Annotated in this window: 19 protein-coding genes and 1 tRNA gene; 17 read left to right on the top strand and 3 right to left on the bottom strand. The window is 20.3% G+C overall.

The features are described 5' to 3' along the window. Window positions 1-661: 661 nt before the first annotated feature. From Q8777_RS01135 to Q8777_RS01125, 3 genes are all read right to left on the bottom strand, one after another. Window positions 662-1,222 carry a hypothetical protein gene (locus Q8777_RS01135; protein WP_318676442.1) on the bottom strand — a complete coding sequence of 187 codons (561 nt, stop codon included), beginning with the start codon at window positions 1,220-1,222 and terminating at the stop codon, window positions 662-664. A 173-nt stretch (window positions 1,223-1,395) separates the two neighbouring features. Beyond that, window positions 1,396-1,557: a hypothetical protein gene (locus tag Q8777_RS01130; protein WP_318676440.1), complete on the bottom strand. Its 162-nt coding sequence runs from the start codon at window positions 1,555-1,557 to the stop codon at window positions 1,396-1,398. Window positions 1,558-2,928: 1,371 nt separating this feature from the next. Next, window positions 2,929-3,687 (bottom strand): hypothetical protein, encoded by a 759-nt coding sequence (locus Q8777_RS01125; protein WP_318676437.1) that lies wholly within the window; start codon window positions 3,685-3,687, stop codon window positions 2,929-2,931. A gap of 917 nt (window positions 3,688-4,604) precedes the next feature. On the opposite strand from Q8777_RS01125, the gene tig reads away from it, so the two are divergent. From tig to greA, 17 genes are all read left to right on the top strand, one after another. Beyond that, entirely contained in the window at window positions 4,605-5,906 is a 1,302-nt protein-coding gene (tig, locus tag Q8777_RS01120) for a trigger factor (protein WP_318749361.1), read from the top strand. Window positions 5,907-6,099: 193 nt separating this feature from the next. Then, a complete protein-coding gene (lon, locus tag Q8777_RS01115; protein ID WP_318676435.1) occupies window positions 6,100-8,442 on the top strand; it encodes an endopeptidase La in 2,343 nt (780 codons plus the stop codon). A gap of 21 nt (window positions 8,443-8,463) precedes the next feature. Next, window positions 8,464-8,688, top strand: coding sequence for a hypothetical protein (locus Q8777_RS01110; RefSeq protein ID WP_318676434.1), 225 nt, complete (start codon window positions 8,464-8,466; stop codon window positions 8,686-8,688). Window positions 8,689-8,842: 154 nt separating this feature from the next. After that, entirely contained in the window at window positions 8,843-9,016 is a 174-nt protein-coding gene (rpsU, locus tag Q8777_RS01105; protein WP_318676433.1) for a 30S ribosomal protein S21, read from the top strand. 173 nt (window positions 9,017-9,189) lie between these two features. After that, the gene (gene ybeY / locus Q8777_RS01100) at window positions 9,190-9,603 is read left to right on the top strand and encodes an rRNA maturation RNase YbeY (protein WP_318676432.1); all 414 of its coding nucleotides are present in this window, start codon (window positions 9,190-9,192) and stop codon (window positions 9,601-9,603) included. A 32-nt stretch (window positions 9,604-9,635) separates the two neighbouring features. After that, complete coding sequence (gene era / locus Q8777_RS01095; protein WP_318676430.1) at window positions 9,636-10,502, top strand: GTPase Era; 867 nt, start codon at window positions 9,636-9,638, stop codon at window positions 10,500-10,502. A gap of 54 nt (window positions 10,503-10,556) precedes the next feature. Continuing rightward, window positions 10,557-11,942 carry a glycine--tRNA ligase gene (locus tag Q8777_RS01090; RefSeq protein ID WP_318749362.1) on the top strand — a complete coding sequence of 462 codons (1,386 nt, stop codon included), beginning with the start codon at window positions 10,557-10,559 and terminating at the stop codon, window positions 11,940-11,942. Between the two features lie 48 nt (window positions 11,943-11,990). After that, on the top strand, window positions 11,991-12,326 hold the full coding sequence (locus tag Q8777_RS01085) for a CHC2 zinc finger domain-containing protein (protein ID WP_318749439.1): 336 nt from the start codon (window positions 11,991-11,993) through the stop codon (window positions 12,324-12,326). Next, window positions 12,278-13,882 (top strand): toprim domain-containing protein, encoded by a 1,605-nt coding sequence (locus Q8777_RS01080; protein ID WP_318749440.1) that lies wholly within the window; start codon window positions 12,278-12,280, stop codon window positions 13,880-13,882. The genes Q8777_RS01085 and Q8777_RS01080 overlap by 49 nt, the downstream gene beginning before the upstream one ends. 97 nt (window positions 13,883-13,979) lie before the next feature. Further along, window positions 13,980-15,230, top strand: a complete 1,251-nt coding sequence (locus Q8777_RS01075; protein ID WP_318676427.1) for a sigma-70 family RNA polymerase sigma factor — start codon at window positions 13,980-13,982, stop codon at window positions 15,228-15,230. Beyond that, window positions 15,227-15,667 carry a tRNA (adenine(22)-N(1))-methyltransferase TrmK gene (locus Q8777_RS01070; protein ID WP_318676426.1) on the top strand — a complete coding sequence of 147 codons (441 nt, stop codon included), beginning with the start codon at window positions 15,227-15,229 and terminating at the stop codon, window positions 15,665-15,667. Before Q8777_RS01075 ends, Q8777_RS01070 begins: the two co-directional genes overlap by 4 nt. Before the next feature lie 81 nt (window positions 15,668-15,748). Then, a tRNA-Arg gene (locus Q8777_RS01065) sits at window positions 15,749-15,825 on the top strand. A gap of 116 nt (window positions 15,826-15,941) precedes the next feature. Next, a complete protein-coding gene (gene rpmF / locus Q8777_RS01060; RefSeq protein WP_318676444.1) occupies window positions 15,942-16,139 on the top strand; it encodes a 50S ribosomal protein L32 in 198 nt (65 codons plus the stop codon). 464 nt (window positions 16,140-16,603) lie between these two features. After that, on the top strand, window positions 16,604-19,237 hold the full coding sequence (gene alaS / locus Q8777_RS01055; protein ID WP_318676425.1) for an alanine--tRNA ligase: 2,634 nt from the start codon (window positions 16,604-16,606) through the stop codon (window positions 19,235-19,237). Further along, the gene (ruvX, locus tag Q8777_RS01050) at window positions 19,234-19,698 is read left to right on the top strand and encodes a Holliday junction resolvase RuvX (protein ID WP_318676423.1); all 465 of its coding nucleotides are present in this window, start codon (window positions 19,234-19,236) and stop codon (window positions 19,696-19,698) included. The genes alaS and ruvX overlap by 4 nt, the downstream gene beginning before the upstream one ends. A gap of 6 nt (window positions 19,699-19,704) precedes the next feature. Beyond that, entirely contained in the window at window positions 19,705-20,304 is a 600-nt protein-coding gene (locus tag Q8777_RS01045; RefSeq protein WP_318676422.1) for a hypothetical protein, read from the top strand. A gap of 49 nt (window positions 20,305-20,353) precedes the next feature. Further along, the gene (greA, locus tag Q8777_RS01040) at window positions 20,354-20,827 is read left to right on the top strand and encodes a transcription elongation factor GreA (RefSeq protein ID WP_318676421.1); all 474 of its coding nucleotides are present in this window, start codon (window positions 20,354-20,356) and stop codon (window positions 20,825-20,827) included. Window positions 20,828-20,830: the final 3 nt, after the last annotated feature.

The following is a 20,830-nucleotide window of genomic DNA, read 5'->3' as shown; positions in this document are numbered from 1 at the left end:
TACTTAGTTTATAATATATAAATTATTTATTCTAGTTAATCTAAGACTCTTAGACTCTAAGATTTTTAAAGGAGTTTATATATATACATTTTATGTATATATGTTTTCTTTTTCTTTTTTTCTTTTTCTTTGTTAAAAAAAGAAAATTTTAAAAAAAGAAAAAATTTAAATTTTTTTGTAAACAAATTTCTTTTTTTGTGTTATCATATTTGTAATTAGTAAATAATTTGATTCTAATTTTTAGAACAAATTTCGTTTTGAATTAGTTATATTTTAGTGGAACACAACTTATATTCGCATCAATAAAAAAAACAAATCGTGAAACAATCATAAATTAAACAAATAAAAATATTTTATTTCATGCCAAATTGAAAATTAACAAATAAAGTCAACAAATTACTAATGATAAAAAAGATAGTACAACGATGATTAAAAAATAATTTTTAGAACATGGATTTGTTTCTTTTTCAAAAAAATTATAATTCTTTTATTATATTTAATATTTCTTTTATTTGGTTTTGTTATTTGTTTTATATTTACTCTCTTTTTGAATTATTTTTAAATAAAAAAGACCAACAAATCAGTTGGCTTGGAATATAATTTTTTAAAATCTATACAAGTTAATTATTATAAAAATATTTTATTAATTTTGTTTAAAAATTTATTTATTTTTATAAATTTTTTTATTTTTTAAAAAAAGAGATAATAAAGAAAATAAAGATAAGAAAATTGTAATTAAAAAAATTTTTTTAAAATTTATGTTATCTGAGTCTAAAAATTTATATGGAGATTTATTAAATATTAAAATAGTCATTCCATATAAAAAACAATGAATTAAAGAAATATAAAAATGTTTTAATTTAAAAGTTGTTTTATCTAAAAAAAAGTAGTAATAAATAAAAATTAAAGGCAAAAAAATATGTTCTAAATTAGCAACTAAAATTGCAAAAAAATTTCTTTGATAAAACATTTTCGTTTTTTCTATTTGGAAATTATAACTTAAAAGTAATAAACAATCTATTAAAATAATAAAACTCAAATATTTTTGTATCTTATTGTTTATATTAAAAAATAAAAATAAAAAATAAATATTTATTAACAAAACAGTTTGACGCGTAAATAAATATAATGAAATAAAAGGTTTATGAAATCCTTTAATTAAACCTAACATTAAAATTATTGAATTAATTATTAAAAATATTTTTTTGATTTTTATGTTCATTAGTTTGTCTTTCTTTTTAAATGTGGCCGTGTTAAACTTAATGTTTCGGTTATTATATGATTAAAAATTCTTAAAAAGGAATTTACACATTCAATCTTTATATTATCAATATAAAAATAGTTATGTATAAATCCACTGGTGAAATTGTATCATAAATAATTACCATCTTCTTTTTAAAGTTTTTTAGATTCACTTTCTAATAAAGACTTCAATTCAAAGCCAAAATAACAACCTGTTTTTAATATTTCTTTATTTTTCCATTCTTTTAGAAGTTGATCATAATTAAGATCACAAATAATATGATAAAAATTATCTGTTTCGCAAATCTGTTTCATGTTGTCTTCCTCATAATAATATCATTCTTTTTGATAAACGACATAGCATAGGTTGTGCGTGTTTCCAATTCCGAATCGCTTGATAAGGATTAGAAGCGGGGGGTTATCAGGTTAGTTGAATAGTTTTCATTCTTTTTTTAGTATGGAAGGAAAAAAGATAGATGTTTTTGGCACTGTTGGTTAGTTTTAATAAATATGGAAATTTATAATTTTGTATATTGATTATTTCTTGGCGAATGTTATTAATTTATTCTGTTAGTACTTTGATATCTTCTTGTAATAATGCTTTTATTTCTTTATCTTCATTTTGATTAAATCTTTTGTGATTTTTTCCTTTTTCTTTTATCGCCATTTTATTTGCTATTTTAAAGATTTAATTTTTTGGTCTTCAGGTAGAGGCGGCGACGAATGACATCATCAAAATAAATAGCAGAGATTTTTGTAACCATTAAATTTTCCTAAAGGTAAAGGAAGGAACGAACCAGAAGAACCCGTATTGGCTGGAGTATCGTTATAATAACCTAATTCAATTAATTTTGGTTCCTAGATGATTTGATTTTTGAATTAAGTATTTATTAATTGTTTCCACTTTGCTTTGGTAAACAAATTGATTGATAATGATTAATTCTATATTTATGTTTTCTAACTGGAGGTTTTTGGTCAGCATACCCCAAAAGACGGAAAGTTTCTTTAATAAAGCGACTTTGTATTTTAAAAGGTCTTCTGAGAGGTATATAAATTAAAATTTTCAGAGTATTGGATATGAAAAAGATCACTAATGAGGTTTCTTTTGCTTTTTGGTTTTGAAACCAAAAATAAAACAACTAACAATTCCGATTCCGATAAAAAGGAAAATAAAAAACCAATTTTTTTTGATTCATAGATTCATACATAATTGGAATAACTTTTCTTAATATTAATAATAGTGATAATTAATATATATCACCATTATATATTTATATTTTTTATTATTTTTTATTTTTTATTTGTTTATATAAAATTTTTTATATTGAGTATTTTAATATTGAATCTAATGTTTATTTAGAAATTTTTAAATATTTTTTATAAATTTAATAAACAATTAAACAAAATTAAAGTTTTATTCTTTTACGAATTGACAAAAAAACCTAATTTTACAATATAAACATTTTTGATTTTTTAAAGTTATAAATATGGTGTGATAAATCAAAAATAGAATTCCTCATCGAAAATAAAAAAATAAAGTTAAATTGTTTACTAAAAAAAGTTAGGGCTTGTGATTTGATATTATGACCTTATAAAAACACAACTTTTATATAAAAATAAAAAAAATTAGGGGTAGTAAAGGTAGTAAAAAAAATCCTTTTATTTTTATTTCCTTAATTTAGATAATCATTTTTTGTTTCTTATTGGTTCTATATAAAGTGTTAAATATTTTTTTACTGGATTAAAATGAAGGAAGTATTTTTTAGTATAATAACCTTCTTTAATATTAATAAATGGAATTGGAATTTCACATAAATAGAAATCTTCGTCTATATCAATGATATGTTTAGGTCCTTCGTAATATAAATATATTACGTTATCATTTTTAATTTCACCGATACTTGCAAGTATAGTTAAAGATCTAGATAAATTATTTTTTGTAAATAAAGAACCATTTTTATCAAAATAAAGAACAGAAGGTATTTGATAAAAACCTTCGTTTTTTTCTTTATTTCCTGTATCTACTAAAAATTTATCATTTTCAGAATGCCACTCACTAAACGGATTATTTTTAACAAAGTTTTCTAAATCTTTAGGTACTTTATTAGGATATAGACAATTTTCCAATCCATTCAATCCAAAAAAAGTGTATTTTACCTTAATTAAGTGTTTTATTTTATCCACATTATCTAATATCCATTGCCCTTTTTTATTTCGATAAGGTCGATGAAAAGAAATTTTATTTATAGGATATTTTTTTTCATAATTTCCTTCTTTAATAAAATATTCTTCTTCAACTTCTGTTTTAGGATATAAACCAAAAGGAGTTTTGTAATTATGAGATTTAACAATTTTTTTAATTATCCAGATTAAAAATAATAAAATTAATGAAAATAATATAAAATTTATAATTATTCTTTTTTTCTTTTTAAATGATTTTTTCATTTTAAAAATTTCCTTTATTGATAAAAAAATGCTTATGTTTTAATCTTTTTAAATGAAAAATATAAATTTTTTTGATCTTTTTTTAGTTTAGTAATAATCATTTAATTGATAATAATGTATCTTTATTTTTCGATAACTTAATTTTTAAATTTTTATATTAATCTTGGATTATTAACTATAAAAAATAAAAATTATAAAAAATAATTTAAATTGTTTATTAAAAAAGTTTGACTTATTTTTAAGGTCAAACAAAAATTATTATATGAATTAAAAAAAATATGAATTGTTTGAAATGAAAAATAAATTAAATAATTTTAATCATAAATTAATAAAGAATAAATGCACTAGATTAAAAAAGAAATAGAAATTAATACTTTTTTATTATAAATTTATATAAATTAAATATTTGTTATCATTCTTTTTTCAATAATTCTTACATCATAATTATATAATATTTTATTTTATTATTTTTTGAAAAAAGACACAAAAAAACAATGTAAAAAAATGTAAAAAAATTCTTAAAATTATGTAAGATTTAAAAAGTAATAAGTAAATTATGTGATATTTTTTTGTTAATAAATAAAAATTAATAAATCTATTTATTTTATTCTTATAAAATTACTCATGTTAGTTTTATTTGTAATAGATTATAAATAATGTTTCATGAAGAGTTATAAATCAAACAAATAGATAGAACAAAAAAGAAATTATATATATCAATAAATCATATTTTTTATTGTTTTTTTGTTGTATAATATATTATACAAAAGTTATTTTATGTATGTTATGTACTACTACAATGTTGATAAACCTATCTTTTTAATTTTTAATATAAAAATAAATTTAAATTTAAAATAAAACTAAATTATGTTACAATTTCTTGTATCTTATAAATTGAAGAATGGTATTTTTAAAGTATGCAAGTTGAAAAAATAAATAACGATTTTATCAGATATAATTTTCAAATAAGTTCAAATGAATTTGATATTTTTTTGGATAGAGCTTTTCAAAAAATCAAACATAAAGTAAAAATTAAAGGTTTTCGAAAAGGTTATGTCACTAGAAAAATTTTTGAAAAATATTTTGAACATGAATCACTATATATGGATGCTTTTGAAATTTTAGTTCAAGATAAATTTCAAGAAATATTTCAAAATAAAGACTATGATTTTATTGGAAATCCAAAAATAGTTAATTTTAAAAAAGATGATTTAATTAATAAAAAGAATTTTTTTAATTTTTCTTTAGAATTACTTTTAAAACCAAAAATTAAATTGTGTGATTATAAAAAAATAGAAATTAATGTTTCTCAAGAAAATACAACAGAAGAAGAAATTCAGAAAAAAATGGAATTTTTACTAAAAAAAAATCCTTTTTTAGAAGATAAAAAAAAAGAAGAAAATTTTTTAGAATGGCGAGATTTTGCTGTTTTTGATTTTGAAGGTTATTTAGATGGAAAATTATTTGAAGGAAGTTGTGCTAATAATTATACTTTAGAGATAGGTTCTAATAAATTTATTCCTGGTTTTGAAAAAAAGATGTTAGGGATGAAAATTAACGAAAGAAGAGAATTCAAAATTAAATTTCCTGATGATTATTTTAATAAAGAATTAGCTTCTAAAGAAGTTGCTTTTAAAATTTTTTTACATCAAATTAAAGTAAAAAAAGATTTAGTTTGGAATGATGAATTGGTTAAAATATTGAAATTTCCTAATATTAAAAATTTACAAGAATTGAAAAATCAATTAAAAATAGAACTAGATATACAAAAAAAGAATAAAAAAGAAAAAGAACAAAAAGAAAAGATTTTAGATTTTTTAATTCAAAATTCTGAAATAACAAAAATTCCATCATGTTTAGTAGAAGAGGAAGTTAAATCTTTAATAAAAGAAATAGAAGAAGAATTGCAAAAGCAAAATATAAATTTGGAAAAATATCTAAATATTAACAATTTTACTAATGAAGAATTTAAACAAAAAACAGAAGAAAAAGCTTTGATAAATGTTCAATTAAATCTTTTATTAGATGAAATAAGTTTAAAAGAAAAAATAAGTATTTCTTCTGAAGAGTTAGATATATGTTATGAAAGATTAAGAGATGAATTTAAGGTAGATATAGAAAAAGTTAAACAAAATAGTCTTTTTCATAAAAACATAATTAATAATTTAATAAGGGAGAAAACTGCTAATTTTTTGTTTGAAGTAAATATTAAACAATAAATAATTATTTAAAGAATAAAAAATATCTATTTTTATTTTTTAAAAATTATTAATTCCTTTAAATTATTTAGTTATATAAAAATAAATTTAATATAAAAACTAAAATATATTTAGGTTTGATATATATTTTTCATCAAATATTAACTTATTTATTTTTAAGAATTTTAATATAAAAGGATGTGAAAAAAGAGATATGAATAAAAATAATGAAGAAATAGAAATTATCCCTAAAAAATTACCTTCTATTATTGTTAGAGACATTGTTCCAATTCCCTTTAATGATTTAAGATTGGAAATAGGTAGAGAATTTTCTATTAATGCTTTAAAACTTGCAGAAGTTAGTCAAAATCCTTATGTTGTGATTTTATTACAAAAAAATATTTTTCAAGATTTACCTAAAATTTCTGATATAGAAAAATATGGTGTTCTAGCTAAAATTTTGGCTTCTGTAAAAATTGATAATGAATTTTATAAAGTCAAATTACGTATTATAAAAAGAATTAAAAATGAAAAAATATTAAAAACTGAAGATAATATATTTATTACAGAATATAAAGATTTTCCTACTAAGTTTGGAGATTTAAATAAAGAGAAATCTCTTATTAAACTTATTATGGAAAGAATATCAATTAATATTAATCAATTGTTATTAATTTCAGAAAATACTTTTTTAGAACAAATCAAAAATGGTATTACAACAGAAAAGGCAGTAGATTTAATTGTTTTTGCTCTTAAAATCGAAGAAAAAAATAAATATAAGTATCTTAAAGAATCTAATTTAAATAAAAGATTAATGTATATTTTGCAAGACATTGAAATAAAACTAAGTTTTTTAGAATTAGAAGACAAAATAAATGCTGAAGTTAAACGTAGCATTGATGAAAATCAAAAAGAATTTTATCTAAGAGAAAAAATGCGCGCTATTCAAAATGAATTAGGTGATAAAGTTAAAAAAGAAGAAGAAATAGAAGAATTAAGAAAAAAAATTAATCTTTCGAAAATGCCAAAAAAAATAAAGGTTAAAGTTTTACAAGAACTTTCGCGTTATCAATCTATTTCTTCTGCTTTAGCTGATTCTTTTGTTATTCGTAATTATTTAGATTTTGTTGTTTCTTTACCATGGGGGAAGTCAAGCAAAGATATTGATGATTTAAGTTTGATTCAATGTGTTTTAGAAAAAAACCATTATGGTTTAAAAAAAGCTAAAGAACGTATTGTAGAATATGCAGCTGTTAAAATAATGACTAAAAAAAATCCTCAGACTATTATTTGTCTTGTTGGTCCACCTGGAGTAGGAAAAACTACTTTAGCTATTTCTATCGCTGAAGCTTTAGGACGTAAATTTATTAAACAATCTTTAGGTGGTTTACAAGAAGAAAGCGAAATTAAAGGGCATAGAAGAACTTTTGTTGGAGCGATGCCTGGTCGTATTTTAAGTGGTTTAAGGGACGCTGGAGTAATTAATCCTGTATTTTTACTAGATGAAATAGATAAATTAGTTAATAATTTTCAACATGATCCTGGTTCTTCTTTATTGGAAGTTTTAGATCCCAATCAAAATAAAAATTTTGTAGATCTTTATTTATCTGAACCATTTGATCTATCACAGGTATTATTTATTACAACAGCTAATGATTTGAGTAACGTTCCTGAACCTTTAAAGGATCGTTTAGAAATTATAGAATTAAATTCTTATACAGAACAAGATAAAATGATTATTGCTGAAAAATATTTATTACCTAGACAATTGAGAGAACATGGAATTTCTGAAAATGAATTTAAAATTGATAAATCTTCATTTCTTTATTTAATTAGACATTATACCAAAGAGGCAGGAGTGAGAAATTTAAATAAAATTTTAGCTACTTTAGTTAGAAAAACAATAAAAGAAATTTTAATGAACAAAACTGAAAGAATTCATATAAATAATAGCAATATAGAAATTTTTTTAGGAAAAATAATTTATCAACATTTATTAGCGAATAATAAAAATCAAATTGGTGTTGTTAATGGTTTAGCATATACTTCTTTTGGTGGTGATATTTTACCTATAGAAGTTGCTCATTATAAAGGGAGTGGTAAATTACTTTTAACAGGTAATTTAGGAAAAGTTTTAGAAGAAAGCGCGATTACATCTTTTAGTTTTTTAAAATCTAATGCAGAAAAATTAGGTATCGAATATAGTATATTTGATAATAATGATTTTCATGTTCATTTTATTGAAGGAACAATACCAAAAGATGGTCCTTCTGCTGGTGTAACTATAGCTACTTGCATTTTTTCTGCTATTACAAAACAATTTGTTAGAAAAGATGTCGGAATGACAGGCGAAATTACTTTAACTGGTACTATCAATTTGATAGGTGGTTTAAAAGAAAAAGCTATTGCTGCTGAAAGAAGTGGGTTAAGCACAATTTTTATTCCTAAAGATAATTTAAAAGATTTAGATGAAATACCAGAAGAAGTTAGACAAAAAATAGAAATTATCGCTGTTGAAAACGCAAAAGATGTTTTTGCTAAAGCTTTAATTTCTTAAAAAAGGAAATTTTTTTAAATAATGTCGTTTTTAGAATGTTTTATATATATAGATTGTTTTTTAATTGTTATATCGGTTTTATTTACTATGGAAAAAAGTATAATAGACATTTTTTCTGAACAGTATGGCAATCATAAAACACAATTTTCAGAAGTTTTTTTAAATCGATTTATATCTATATTAGTTTTTGTTTATTTAGTAATTTCTTATTTTTATTTAAGAGATATAGCTTATTCTATTGCTTAAATTATTATTTTAAATTAATTTATTGTTTTTGAGATAATAATTTAATGTTTTTAATGTTATAATAGTAAGTGGAACTAAGTTAAATTTCTTTATATTGTTTTTTTGAGAATATAATTTTAAAAAATTTTTAAATCGAAAAGGTGAAAGTTTATTAATGACTAAAACTATTGTTAAAAAAGAAGAAAATTTTGATGAAACTTTACGTCGTTTTAAACGGGATGTTTCTAAATCTGGTAATCTTATGAAAGCTCGTAAAAAAGAGTATTATGTTAAACCTAGCACAGAAAGAAAAAATCGTAAAAAATTTGCTAAAAACAAAAAATATTAAATTTAAATATTAAAATTTAATAATTCAAAATCACCTATTGAATTTAGGTGTTTTTTTATTTTTGTAATAAGTTTTTAATTTTTTAATTATTATAATAAACATTTTAATATATTTGTTTTATTTTATAATCGAACTTAACAAAAAAATGTATTCAAGGAAAAAAAATTTATCACATGATCGCTGAAGTATATAATAAAACTAATAGAAATATTCTTGATTTAAAAGAGAAAATAATCAATTTTTTTCTTTTTATTAAAGAAGATAAAAAAATTAATATTATTTTTATAAATAATTCAGAAATGCAAAAAATGAACTATTATTATCTTCAAAAAAATTATCCAACTGATATTTTAACTTTTGAAAGTAATAATAATGATGATTATTTAGGAGATATTTTTATTTCTTTAACTAAATCTATTGAACAAGCTCGCAAATTAAAAAAAACTTTAGAAGAAGAAATAATTTTTTTATCACTTCATGGTTATCTTCATCTAAAAGGTTATAATGATAATACTGAAGAATCTTTTCAAAAGATGATCAAATTACAAGAAGACATTTTAATCAAATATAATAATGAATTAATTTAAAATGTATTTCTTTTTAAGGCGGTTTATATTTAATGTTGAAGTCAGGTTTTATTACTATTATCGGAAAGACTAATGTAGGAAAATCCACTTTGTTAAATTCTTTATTGGAACAAAAAATTTCTATTGTAAGTGATAAATTTAATACTACTAAACAAAAAATTATCGGAATTTATAATAATGTTGATTGTCAATTAGTTTTTTATGATAATCCTGGATTTATTTATAAAGAGAAAAACATTTTATTTTCAAAAATTAATTCTCTTATTTTTAAGAATATTAATGAAGTAGATATTATTTTGTTTTTAGTTGATAATGAATGTAGCCCTAGAGATAAAAAACTTTTAACTTTTTTAAAAAAATATAATAAAAAAATTATTTTAGTTATTACTAAAATAGATCTTTTTAAAAAAAAAATTTTAATTGATAAAATTATTTTAAGTTATTTAGAATATTTTAAATTTGAAGCGATTATTCCTTTATCTAGTTTAAAGAAACAAAATTTAGAAATTTTAAAAGATAATATTATTAATTTATTAAATAAAAGCAAACTTTATTTCCCACGAAATATGAAATCTAATGTTTCTGACAAGGAATTTATATTAGAATTACTAAGAGAAAAACTTTTTTTTTATTTAGAAAAAGAAATACCTCATGTTTGTCAGCTTTTTTTAGAAAAAATGGATTTAGATGAATATAATTCTCTTGCGACTATCAGTATTTTGATTGTTGTTCCGAAAATAAATCAAAAAAAAATTTTAATTGGAAAAAACGGGAATAAATTAAAAAAAATTAAAATAAAAACTCAAAAAGATATTAATAAATTTTTAAAAAAAAAAACTTGTTTAAAATTGTGGGTTAAATTTGATGAAAATATTTCAAATAAAAAAAATTTATATTAAAACAAATGTAATAAAAATAAAAAATAATAATTAATTGAATGGTTTATATAATTTATGTTTAATAATAATGAACAAAAAAAAAAATTTTCTTTAAAAGAAATTATTAATTTTTTAAAACAAACAGGTTTTGTTTTTTCAGGAAGTGAAATTTATAATGGTTTGGCTAATAGTTTCGATTATGGCCCTTTGGGTAGTTTATTAAAAAACAATATTAAAAAAAGTTGGATTAAAAAGTTTATCCAGGAAAAAGAATTTAATGTTTTGTTAGATAGTTCAATTTTAATGAAACCTAAAATTTGGGAAGCTTCTGGTCATTTATCTTATTTTATTGATCTTTTAGTGGAAAATAAAGATAATAATAATCGTTATAGAGTTGATCATTTAATTCAAAATCACAATAAAAAAATAAATATTAATGATTTAAGTTATGAAGATATGACCAAATATTTAATTCAAAATAAAGTTCTAGGTACTAAAAATTGGTCGTCTGTAAAAGAATTTAATTTATTGTTCAAAACTCATCAAGGTTCTGTTTCAGAAAGTTCTTTGCCCTTATATTTAAGACCTGAGACTTGTCAGGGGATTTTTGTTAATTTTAAAAATATTTTACAATCAACTCGAAAAAAAATTCCTTTTGGAGTTGGTCAAATCGGAAAATCTTTCAGAAACGAGATTACTCCTGATAATTTTATTTTTCGAACTTATGAATTTGAACAAATGGAATTAGAATTTTTTTGCCATCCACGTAGTTATCAAAAATGGTTTGAATTTTGGAAAAATTATGCTTATAATTTTCTTATTAAAATAGGATTTAAACTCGATAGTTTAAAAATAAAAGATTATTCTTCAGATGAATTATGTCATTATTCTAATTCTACTACTGATATTTTATTTGATTTTCCTTGGGGGTTTGATGAATTATGGGGTATTTCTTCTAGAACTGATTTTGATCTTAAAAATCATCAAAAATATTCTCAAAAAGATTTACAATATCGAGATCCAAAAACTAAAGAAAAATATTGGCCTTTTGTCATTGAGCCTTCTTTAGGAGTAGAAAGATTATTTTTAGCAATTATAACAAATTCTTTGACAATTGAAAAATTAGATAATGAAACTCAAAGAATAGTTTTAAAAATTCATCCTTATTTATCTCCCTATAAATTATCTATTTTACCTTTGATTAAAAAAAAACATAGTCATAAAGCTAAAGAAATATATCTAAAATTATCCCCTTTTTTCCAAATTGATTATGATGAAACACAAAGCATTGGTAAAAGATACCGAAGACAAGATATGATCGGTACTCCTTTTTGTTGTACAATAGATGATCAAACTTTAATAGATGATACAGTTACTATAAGAGAAAGAGATACTTTATTACAGAAGAGAAAACATATAGAAGAAATTAAAAATTATATAGAAAATAAAATAATTTTTTAATTTTTGGATTAAAAAAAATCTCAAAATTATCGGAGACTAATAAATTAAATGAGTGATGTAGATAAAAATTTAATTAGTAAATTTAATAAAGAAATATCTATTTATGAATTAGTTATCAGAAGTGGGATTGTATTAGAAAAAAAAGGGAAGAATTATATGGGGTTGTGTCCTTTTCATTCAGAAAAAACACCTTCTTTTTCTGTTTCTATTGAAAAAAATATTGCTTTATGCATGGCTTGTCATACAGGAGGAAAACCAATTACTTTTTATAGTAAATTGAAAAATATTTCTCTTCAAGCGACTATTCAAGAATTATCTAAACTTTTTAATTTGGAATTGCCTCAAAAAAAAAAAAATTTCAAAATCCTTTTTTTGAAATTTTAGAATCAGCTCATTATTTTTTTAAGAAATCTTTATTACTGATATTAGAAAAAGAAAAGTATGACCATCCTTTAAGAGAATATTTGCTTCAAAAAAGAAAATTAAATTTAGAATTAATTAAAAATTTTGGTTTAGGATACGCTTATGATAGTGGTCATTCTTTAAAAGAACATCTTTTGGAAAAAAAATATAAATTAGAAGATTTATTAAAATTAGGTTTAATTTATAAAACTAATTATCAAAATACAAAAAAAGAGAGATATTTTGATTTTTTTCAAGATCGTATAATTTTTCCGTTAACTGATTCAGAAGGAAGGATAGTTGGTTTTTGTGGTCGTTTATTTGAAGATATTCAAGATAAAATAGAAAGACCCAAATATTTGTTTAATATTCAAAATGATTTATTTAAAAAAGATAATTTATTATATCGTTATTTTGAACACCAAGATTATATTCAAAAAAAAAAAGAAGTTATTCTATGTGAAGGTTTTTTTGATATTATTTCATTATATAAAATAAATATTAAAAATACAGTTGCTACTTTAGGAGTTCATTTAAACCAAAAACAAATTATATTGTTGCAAAAAATAACAAAAAATATAATTATCGCTTTTGATGGAGATACGGCTGGAAAAGAAGCAACTCAAAAAGTAGCTCAAGAATTAAATAAGAAAAGATTTAGAATTAAAATTTTAAATTTGCCTTCTAATTTAGATCCAGATCAATATATTTTGGATAAAGAAAGTGATAATCTTTTTTTACAAATAAAATTTCAAGAAATGTCACAAGAATATATTTTTCAAAAGATAGATGAACTAATTAAAAAAGATTTAAATAAACAAGAAATTCAAAAAAATGTTGAAAATTTACTAAAATATCATAATCTCCAAACGAAAGAATATTTTCAAAATAAAATAAATGAAAAATATCAAATTAAAATTGATTTAATTATTGGTGATTCTATTCCTAAAAAAACATTTCAATTATTACAACAAAGTAAATTATCTATAAAAAATATAATTTCAAATTATGAAAAAGAAAGTAATATTTTAATAGAAGTATTTTTGAATCCTAAATATATTAATTTTATTATTGAAGAAAGTTATAAATATAGAATTAACTCTGATATTGTAGAATTACTTTATAAAATTAAAGAATACTATGATCAATTAACAACTGAAGAAGAAAAAGATTTGAATGAAAATAGAATACATTTTTTTAATTTTAAAAAAATTTATAAATCGAGTATTGAACAATTAAATTCTCCAATCGTAAATGAATTATTGCAAAAAATTGAAAAAGATCCTTTTTTTAATTATAAACAAAGATTTAAAAATCATGAATATTTACCAAGTTTTTTTTATCCTTTTCAATTAGAAAAATATTTTTTAGAACGTGAAAAAGCCAAAAAAGAAATGAAATATATAGAAGAAAAAATTTTTGAAGAATATGATGAAGAGAAAATAAATTTTTTTAAAAAAGAATGGCAAATAAAAAAAAATAAAATGTTGGAAATTGAAGAAAAAATTTTTTTTTGGAAAAATAAAAATATTAATTAGTTTTTAAAAAAATAATTTAATAATAATATCATTTTTATATTTTTTTTGTTACAAATAAATAATTGATTATTTTAAATAAAGAGGGTAGTTTAATTTTATGGATTTAAGAAGATTTTTTAAAAAAATATATAAAAAACATCATATTTCATTGCCAAAAGATATTGATTCGTTTGTGATAACTTCCTTTCGAAAAAAAAACAAATGGATTGATGAATTTCATAAAGATGAAGATTTCTTTAACAAAAGAATAATTAAATTTTTTTATATAGCACAAAAAAAGTCTGAAAATAAAAAAAATAGTTTGTTGAAAAATAATTCAAAAAAAATGAATAATGATAAAAAAGAAAATTTGAAAAAAAAAGAAAAATCATTAAAAGATTTAAATATAGAATCTATTACAAATGCTGTTAAAACAAATGATCCTATCAAAATGTATTTAAAAGAAATAGGTCAAATTCCTTTATTAACTTTAGAGGAAGAAAAAATTCAAACTAAAATAGTTTATGATGGGGTTAAAGCTAAAAAAAAATTAGAAAAATATAAAAATAAAGAAATTGAATTAAATAATGAACAACTTCAAGAAATTAACCAAAAAATAAAAGAAGGGGAAAAAGCTAAAAATAAATTAGTAGAGTCTAATTATCGTTTAGTAGTTTCAATAGCTAAACGTTATATAGGAAGAAAAATTTTGTTTTTAGATTTGATACAAGAAGGAAATATGGGATTGATGAGAGCTGTAGAAAAATTTGATTATAAAAAAGGATGTAGAGTAACTACTTATGCTACTTGGTGGATTAGACAAGCTATTACAAGAGCAGTTGCCGATCAAGCAAGAACAATTCGTATACCAGTTCATATTATTGAAACAATGAATAAAATTTCTCGTTTAAGAGGTAAATTAACACAAGATTTATCACGTAAAGTAGAAAATAATGAAATAGCAGAACAAATGAATATTGAAGAAAAACAAATTATTGATATTCAGATGATAGAAAAAGAAACTATTTCTTTGGAAACTTCAGCGAGAGAAGAAGATGATTCTTCTTTAGGAGATTTTATTAATGATCCAAATACTATTTCTCCTCATGATTATATGTTACAAGAAATGTTGAAAAAAACTTTAAACGAATCTTTAGAAGAAAATTTAACAGATAAAGAAGAACAAATTTTAAAGATGCGTTATGGTTTATTAGATGGTCATGTTTATACTTTAGAAGAATTAGGACATAAATTCGGAGTTACTCGCGAAAGAATTCGACAAATTGAATCCAAGGCTTTAAGACGTTTAAGAAGTCCTTCTAAACAAAATAAATTAAGAATGTTATACAACAACATTACTAAAAAATGAAAAGAATTGATTTTATTGTTTCTCTAATAAAAGGCTTTGATATTGTCTTGGATATAGGAACAGATCATGGTTTAGTTTTAAAAAAAGCATTGGATTTAAAATATATCAAAAAAGGGATTGCTTCTGATAATAAAATTGAACCTTTAGAAAGAGCTAAAAAAAAATTAAAAAGATATCCTGTAGATTTTTATTTAAGTGATGGTTTTGAAAAGATATTTGATTCTAATTTTGATTTGGTTTTAATTTGTGGAATGGGGCCGTATACTATTTCAAAAATTTTGTCAAAGTATTCTTTTCAAAATAAATATTTTTTATTAGGATGTCAAGGAAAAGTTCATTATTTAATTGAATGGTTAAAATTAAACAATTTTTTCGTTTTAAAATACTATAATTTTTATCATAAATTTAATTATCTTTTTTTAAAAGTTTTTAAATAAATAAGAAAAAAATATAAAAAATGTTATAATAATTTAAGTATAAATAATATTTTATATTTTAATATGAATATATTTATCAAAGTTTGAGTAGCTCAGCAGGATAGAGCAGCGGCCTTCTAAGCCGTCGGTCAGGGGTTCGAATCCCTTCTCAAACGCCATAATATTTTTTTGTTTGAAAAAATTATTTTTTTATATATAATAACTTTTATTATCAAATAAAAATTTGATAAAAAGTTTTTATTTGATAATAAAATTAAAAAATGGAGATAATAAAATGGCTGTTCCTTTTAGAAGAACTGGTAAAACTGCAAAAAGAAAAAGACGTACCCATTATAAACTTAAAAGTCCTAATTTAGTTATTTGTCCTTTAACAAATAATTTTACTTTGTCACATCGTTGGACTTTAAATAGCCCTTATTATAAAAAACAGTTAGTTTTAATGAAAAATAAAGATAAAAAAAAAGATAATTAATTTTTTAAAAAGTTAATTTATATTAATTTAATATATTAAGAAACAAATAAAAATTAATATTTTTTCTAATTTAAGTAAAAATATTAATTATTTTCTATTAAATAGAATTTTTAAAAAAGTTATTTTTTTATTTGTAAAAAAAAATAATAATTAAAAATTTAATCAACTAATATATAATTATAGAATTGTGATTTTATAAAAAAAATTATTTTAAATATCTATAAAATTTAAAATTTTATGATATTTTTTTATTTTTAAATGGATATTTTTTATGTTCTTATAATATTAATTTTAATTAATTGAAAAGTATCTTTAATAAATTAAAATATTATCATATTTTATAATTATCGTTCTTATCATATTTTTAATAATTATTATTCTTTAGAAAAAATTGACTATATAAAAAGTTTTATAAATTTTGCTTGGATGTTTAATAATTTAAAAAACGGAGAAATAATTTTTTAATGAAAAAAATGACTTTTAATGAAATTAAAAAAATATGGCTAGATTTTTTTATTTCTAAAAAACATCATTTATTAGATTCAGTTTCTTTGATTCCTGATATTTCGGATTCTAGCTTATTGTGGGTCAACGCAGGAATTGTTCCTTTAAAAAAATATTTTGATGGTTCTGAAAAGATTTCTTTTGATAAAATAGTCAATATTCAAAAATGTTTAAGAACAAATGATATCGAAAAAGTAGGAAAAAGCATGTTTCATCATACTTTTTTTGAAATGTTAGGTAATTTTTCGATAGGTGGTTATTTCAAAAAAGAAGCAATAGATTTAGCTTATGAATTATTAATATATGATAAATATTTTGGATTTCCTAAAGAAAAATTATATATTACTTATTTTGATAAAGATACAGAAACTTACCAATTATGGTTAAAAAAAGGTATTAAATCTCAAAATTTAATCCCATTGAAAAGTAATTTTTGGGAAATAGGAGAAGGTCCTTGTGGACCTTGTACAGAAATTTTTTTTGATCGTGGTCCGAAATACAACAAAAAAGATATTCAGTTAATTATTGAAGATATTCCCAATAATCGTTTTATTGAAATTTGGAATATTGTTTTTTCTCAATATAATAGCGAAAAAAATAAATCAAGAGAAAATTATTCAGAACTTCCAAGTAAAAATATTGATACAGGTGCAGGATTAGAACGTTTAACTTGTATTTTACAAGATACAGAAACTACTTTTGAAACAGATCTTTTTTCACCTATTATTAAAAAAATTAGTTTTTTAAGTAATATGGAATATTCAAAAAATAAAGAAATTTTCAGAATTATTTCTGATCATATTAAAACTTTAGTTTTTGGAATTGGAGATGATGTTATATTTTCTAATATTGGAAGAGGGTATGTTTTAAAAAAAATTTTAAGAAGAGCATTAGTAGAAGGAAAAAAAATAAATTTAAAAAAACCTTTTTTATTCCAATTAGTTTCTGTAGTTATTGATATTATGGAAGAATTTTATCCTTATTTAAGAAATAAACAAAAAATTATCGAAAATACTATCCAAAAAGAAGAAGAAAAATTTTTATTTAATTTAAATAAAAGTGAAAAAATATTTTTAAAATTAGTTTCTAAAAATTTTTTATCAGGATTTAATTTTTTTAAGCTTTACGATACTTATGGATTACCAAAAGATATGATTTTGGGATATGCTAAAAAAAATAATATTTTGGTATATGAAAAAGAATTTGATTTTTATTTAAAAAAACAAAAAAATTTATCTCGAGATAGAAGTCATATTAAAAATAATATGAATAAACAAAATGATTTTTTTTTAAATTTTAAAGAAGAAAGTGAATTTGTTGGTTATAAATATTTTGAAATTAAAACTCAAGTTTTAAAAATTTTTCCGGAAGGAATTGTTTTAAAAAAAACTCCATTTTATCCTATCATGGGAGGGCAAAATTCTGATGTTGGGAAAATTAACAATTTAAAAGTAGTTAAAGTTATTAAATTACCTTTCAATCAACATTTACATCAATTCGATGAGTCTTTTGAAAATGTTTTTTTTGAAGGCCAAGAAGTTTTAGCATCTATAGATATTAACAAAAGAAAAAAAACCTCTTTCAATCATACAGCCACCCATCTTTTATACGATTGTTTTCGATTTTTTCTAGGCGATAGTATTAGATCTAGAGGTTCTTTTTTAAATGATAATTTTTTAAGAATAGATATTTTTTATTCTCAATATTTATCTTTAGAAATTTTAGAAAAAGTAGAATTTCAAGTAAATAAGTGGATTTTAGAAAAACATCCAGTTTTGATAAAAAAAATGTCTTTTAAAAAAGCTTTAGAAGAAAAAATACAAATTTTAGAAAATACAAATTATCCAGAAATTGTCAGAGTTGTTCAGATAGGTGATTTTTCTATTCAATTATGCGGAGGAACACATGCTTCTAATACAAAAGATTTACAAAAATTTGCTATTCTAGATTGTAAAATTATTGGTTCAGGAGTTTATAGAATAGAAGCGACATCTAATGATAATGTTTATCCATCTTTAAAGAAAAAAATACAACCTTTTTTATCGGAAGAACAACAAATTTTAAACAAAATAAAAGAATTTCAAAAAGATATTGATAATAATGATTTTTCTTTATTTCAGGAAACAAAAAAAATATCTTCTGAAATAAATTATGATAGTTATTTAGATATTAAAAAATATACAAATTATTTACAAATTTTAAGGAAAAAAATGGTTGAACTAAAAAAATATTTTATTCAAAAAAAAAAAGAAAAACTTTTAAGAGAAATTGATACATTTATCCCTTCAAAAATAGAAAAACATTTGATGATTATTATCGAAAATAAAAACGATATTACTCCAGAAATTTTAAAAGTTTTATTAAATAATTTATTTCAAAGATTAAAAAATGATTTTTTATGTTTATGTTATAAAAAAAAAGATCAATTTTTCTTTTTATGTAAAAGTAAAGTTATTAATGTTAGTACTTTTATCAAAAAAGTTAATAAAATTATTGATGGAAAAGGAGGCGGAAATAATGAATTTGGTCAATTTTATAGCAATGATATTGATAAATTTTCACAATTTAAAAAAGATTGGAAAAATTTTTTATGATAAAAAAAAATGTTTTTTTGGGGTTAGATTTAGGAGAAAAAACATTAGGAATTTCTATTTCTGAATCTGGTATTATTGTTAATAATTTAAAAACTATTTTTTTTAATGCTAATCAATATCAAGAATTAATTAAACCTTTAACAAAGATTATCCAAGAATTTAAAGTTAATAAAGTAGTTCTAGGTTATCCTAAACATATGAATAATGATATTGGAATAAAAGCTCAAATTAGTATAGATTTTTTTAAAATGATTAAAAAAAATTTTTTTTATTTAGAAGTAATATTATGGGATGAACGTTTATCTACAAAACAAGCATATTATTTTTTACGTTTTAATAATTTTAAAAAAAAAAAAATTAAAAAAATAAAAGATCAAATGGCTGCTTCTATTATTTTACAAAATTTTTTAAATTATTATAATAATACTCTTGTTAATGGAAAAAGACTAAATGAAAAATAGAGAAATATGTTAACTAATTCTTTTTATGTAAATAAAAAAAAATATTTAAAAAAAATAAAAAAATATGCTTTACAAAATAAAATACCTATTATTCATGATGAAACTTTATTATTTTTGCAAAAAATAATTCAAAAAAAAAATAAAATAAATATTTTAGAAATAGGAACTGCTATCGGATATAGCTCTCTTGCAATGAGTAATGAAACAAATCAAATTGATACTCTTGAAAGAGATTACAATAAGTATCGATTGGCTTTATATTTTTTTAAAAAAAAAATATTTAATATTCAATTTATTTGGTCAGAGGCATTTTTTTATCAACCTAAGAAAAAATATGATTTAATTTTTATTGATGCTGCTAAAGTTCAATATGAAAAACTATTTCAAAAATATATTGCTTATCTCAATGATAATGGTATTGTTATATGTGATAATTTAAATTTTCATAATTTAGATATTAATGATCCAAAGTTGTCAAGAAGTGCTAAACGTTTGATTAATAAAATTAATAATTTTAAATTTTTTTTACAAAATAATTATTATTTTACAACTTTTTTTTTAAATATTGGAGATGGTTTAAGTTTTTCTATTAAAAAAAATAAATAAAAAATTTTTTATTAATTATTAATTAAATAAAAGGATTAAAAAGAAAAAAATGAATAAAAAAAATTATGAATTAACCCAATCCGGTTTAGATAAATTAAAAGAAGAATTAGAATATCTTAAAAATGTTAAAAGAAACGAAAATTTAAAAGCAATTCAAGAAGCTAGAGAACAAGGAGATTTAAGCGAAAATGCTGATTATAGTGCTGCACGAGATGAACAAGCTTTTATAGAATTACGTATTTTAGAGATTCAAAATATTTTAAAAAATGTAAAAATTATCGATACTTTTAGTAAAAATAAAGAAATAAATATTGGAAAAAAAGTTTTAATTCAATTTCTACATAATATGAAAGAAGAATATATACAATTGGTAGGGGTTTTAGAAGTTAATCCTTTTATTAATAAAATTTCTATTGAATCTCCGATTGGGCAAAGTTTAAAAGGATATACAAAAAATGATCAAGTTTCATTTAAATCAGAAACTGGTAAAATTTTTAAAATAAAAATTTTAAAAGTAGAATAAAGA

The sequence above is a fragment of the Candidatus Phytoplasma stylosanthis genome (assembly GCF_032886435.1).
GTDB classification, from domain to species: domain Bacteria; phylum Bacillota_I; class Bacilli_A; order Acholeplasmatales; family Acholeplasmataceae; genus Phytoplasma; species Phytoplasma stylosanthis.
The sequence above is the reverse complement of the archived record's forward strand: the minus strand, read 5'-3'. Positions and strand labels throughout refer to the sequence as shown.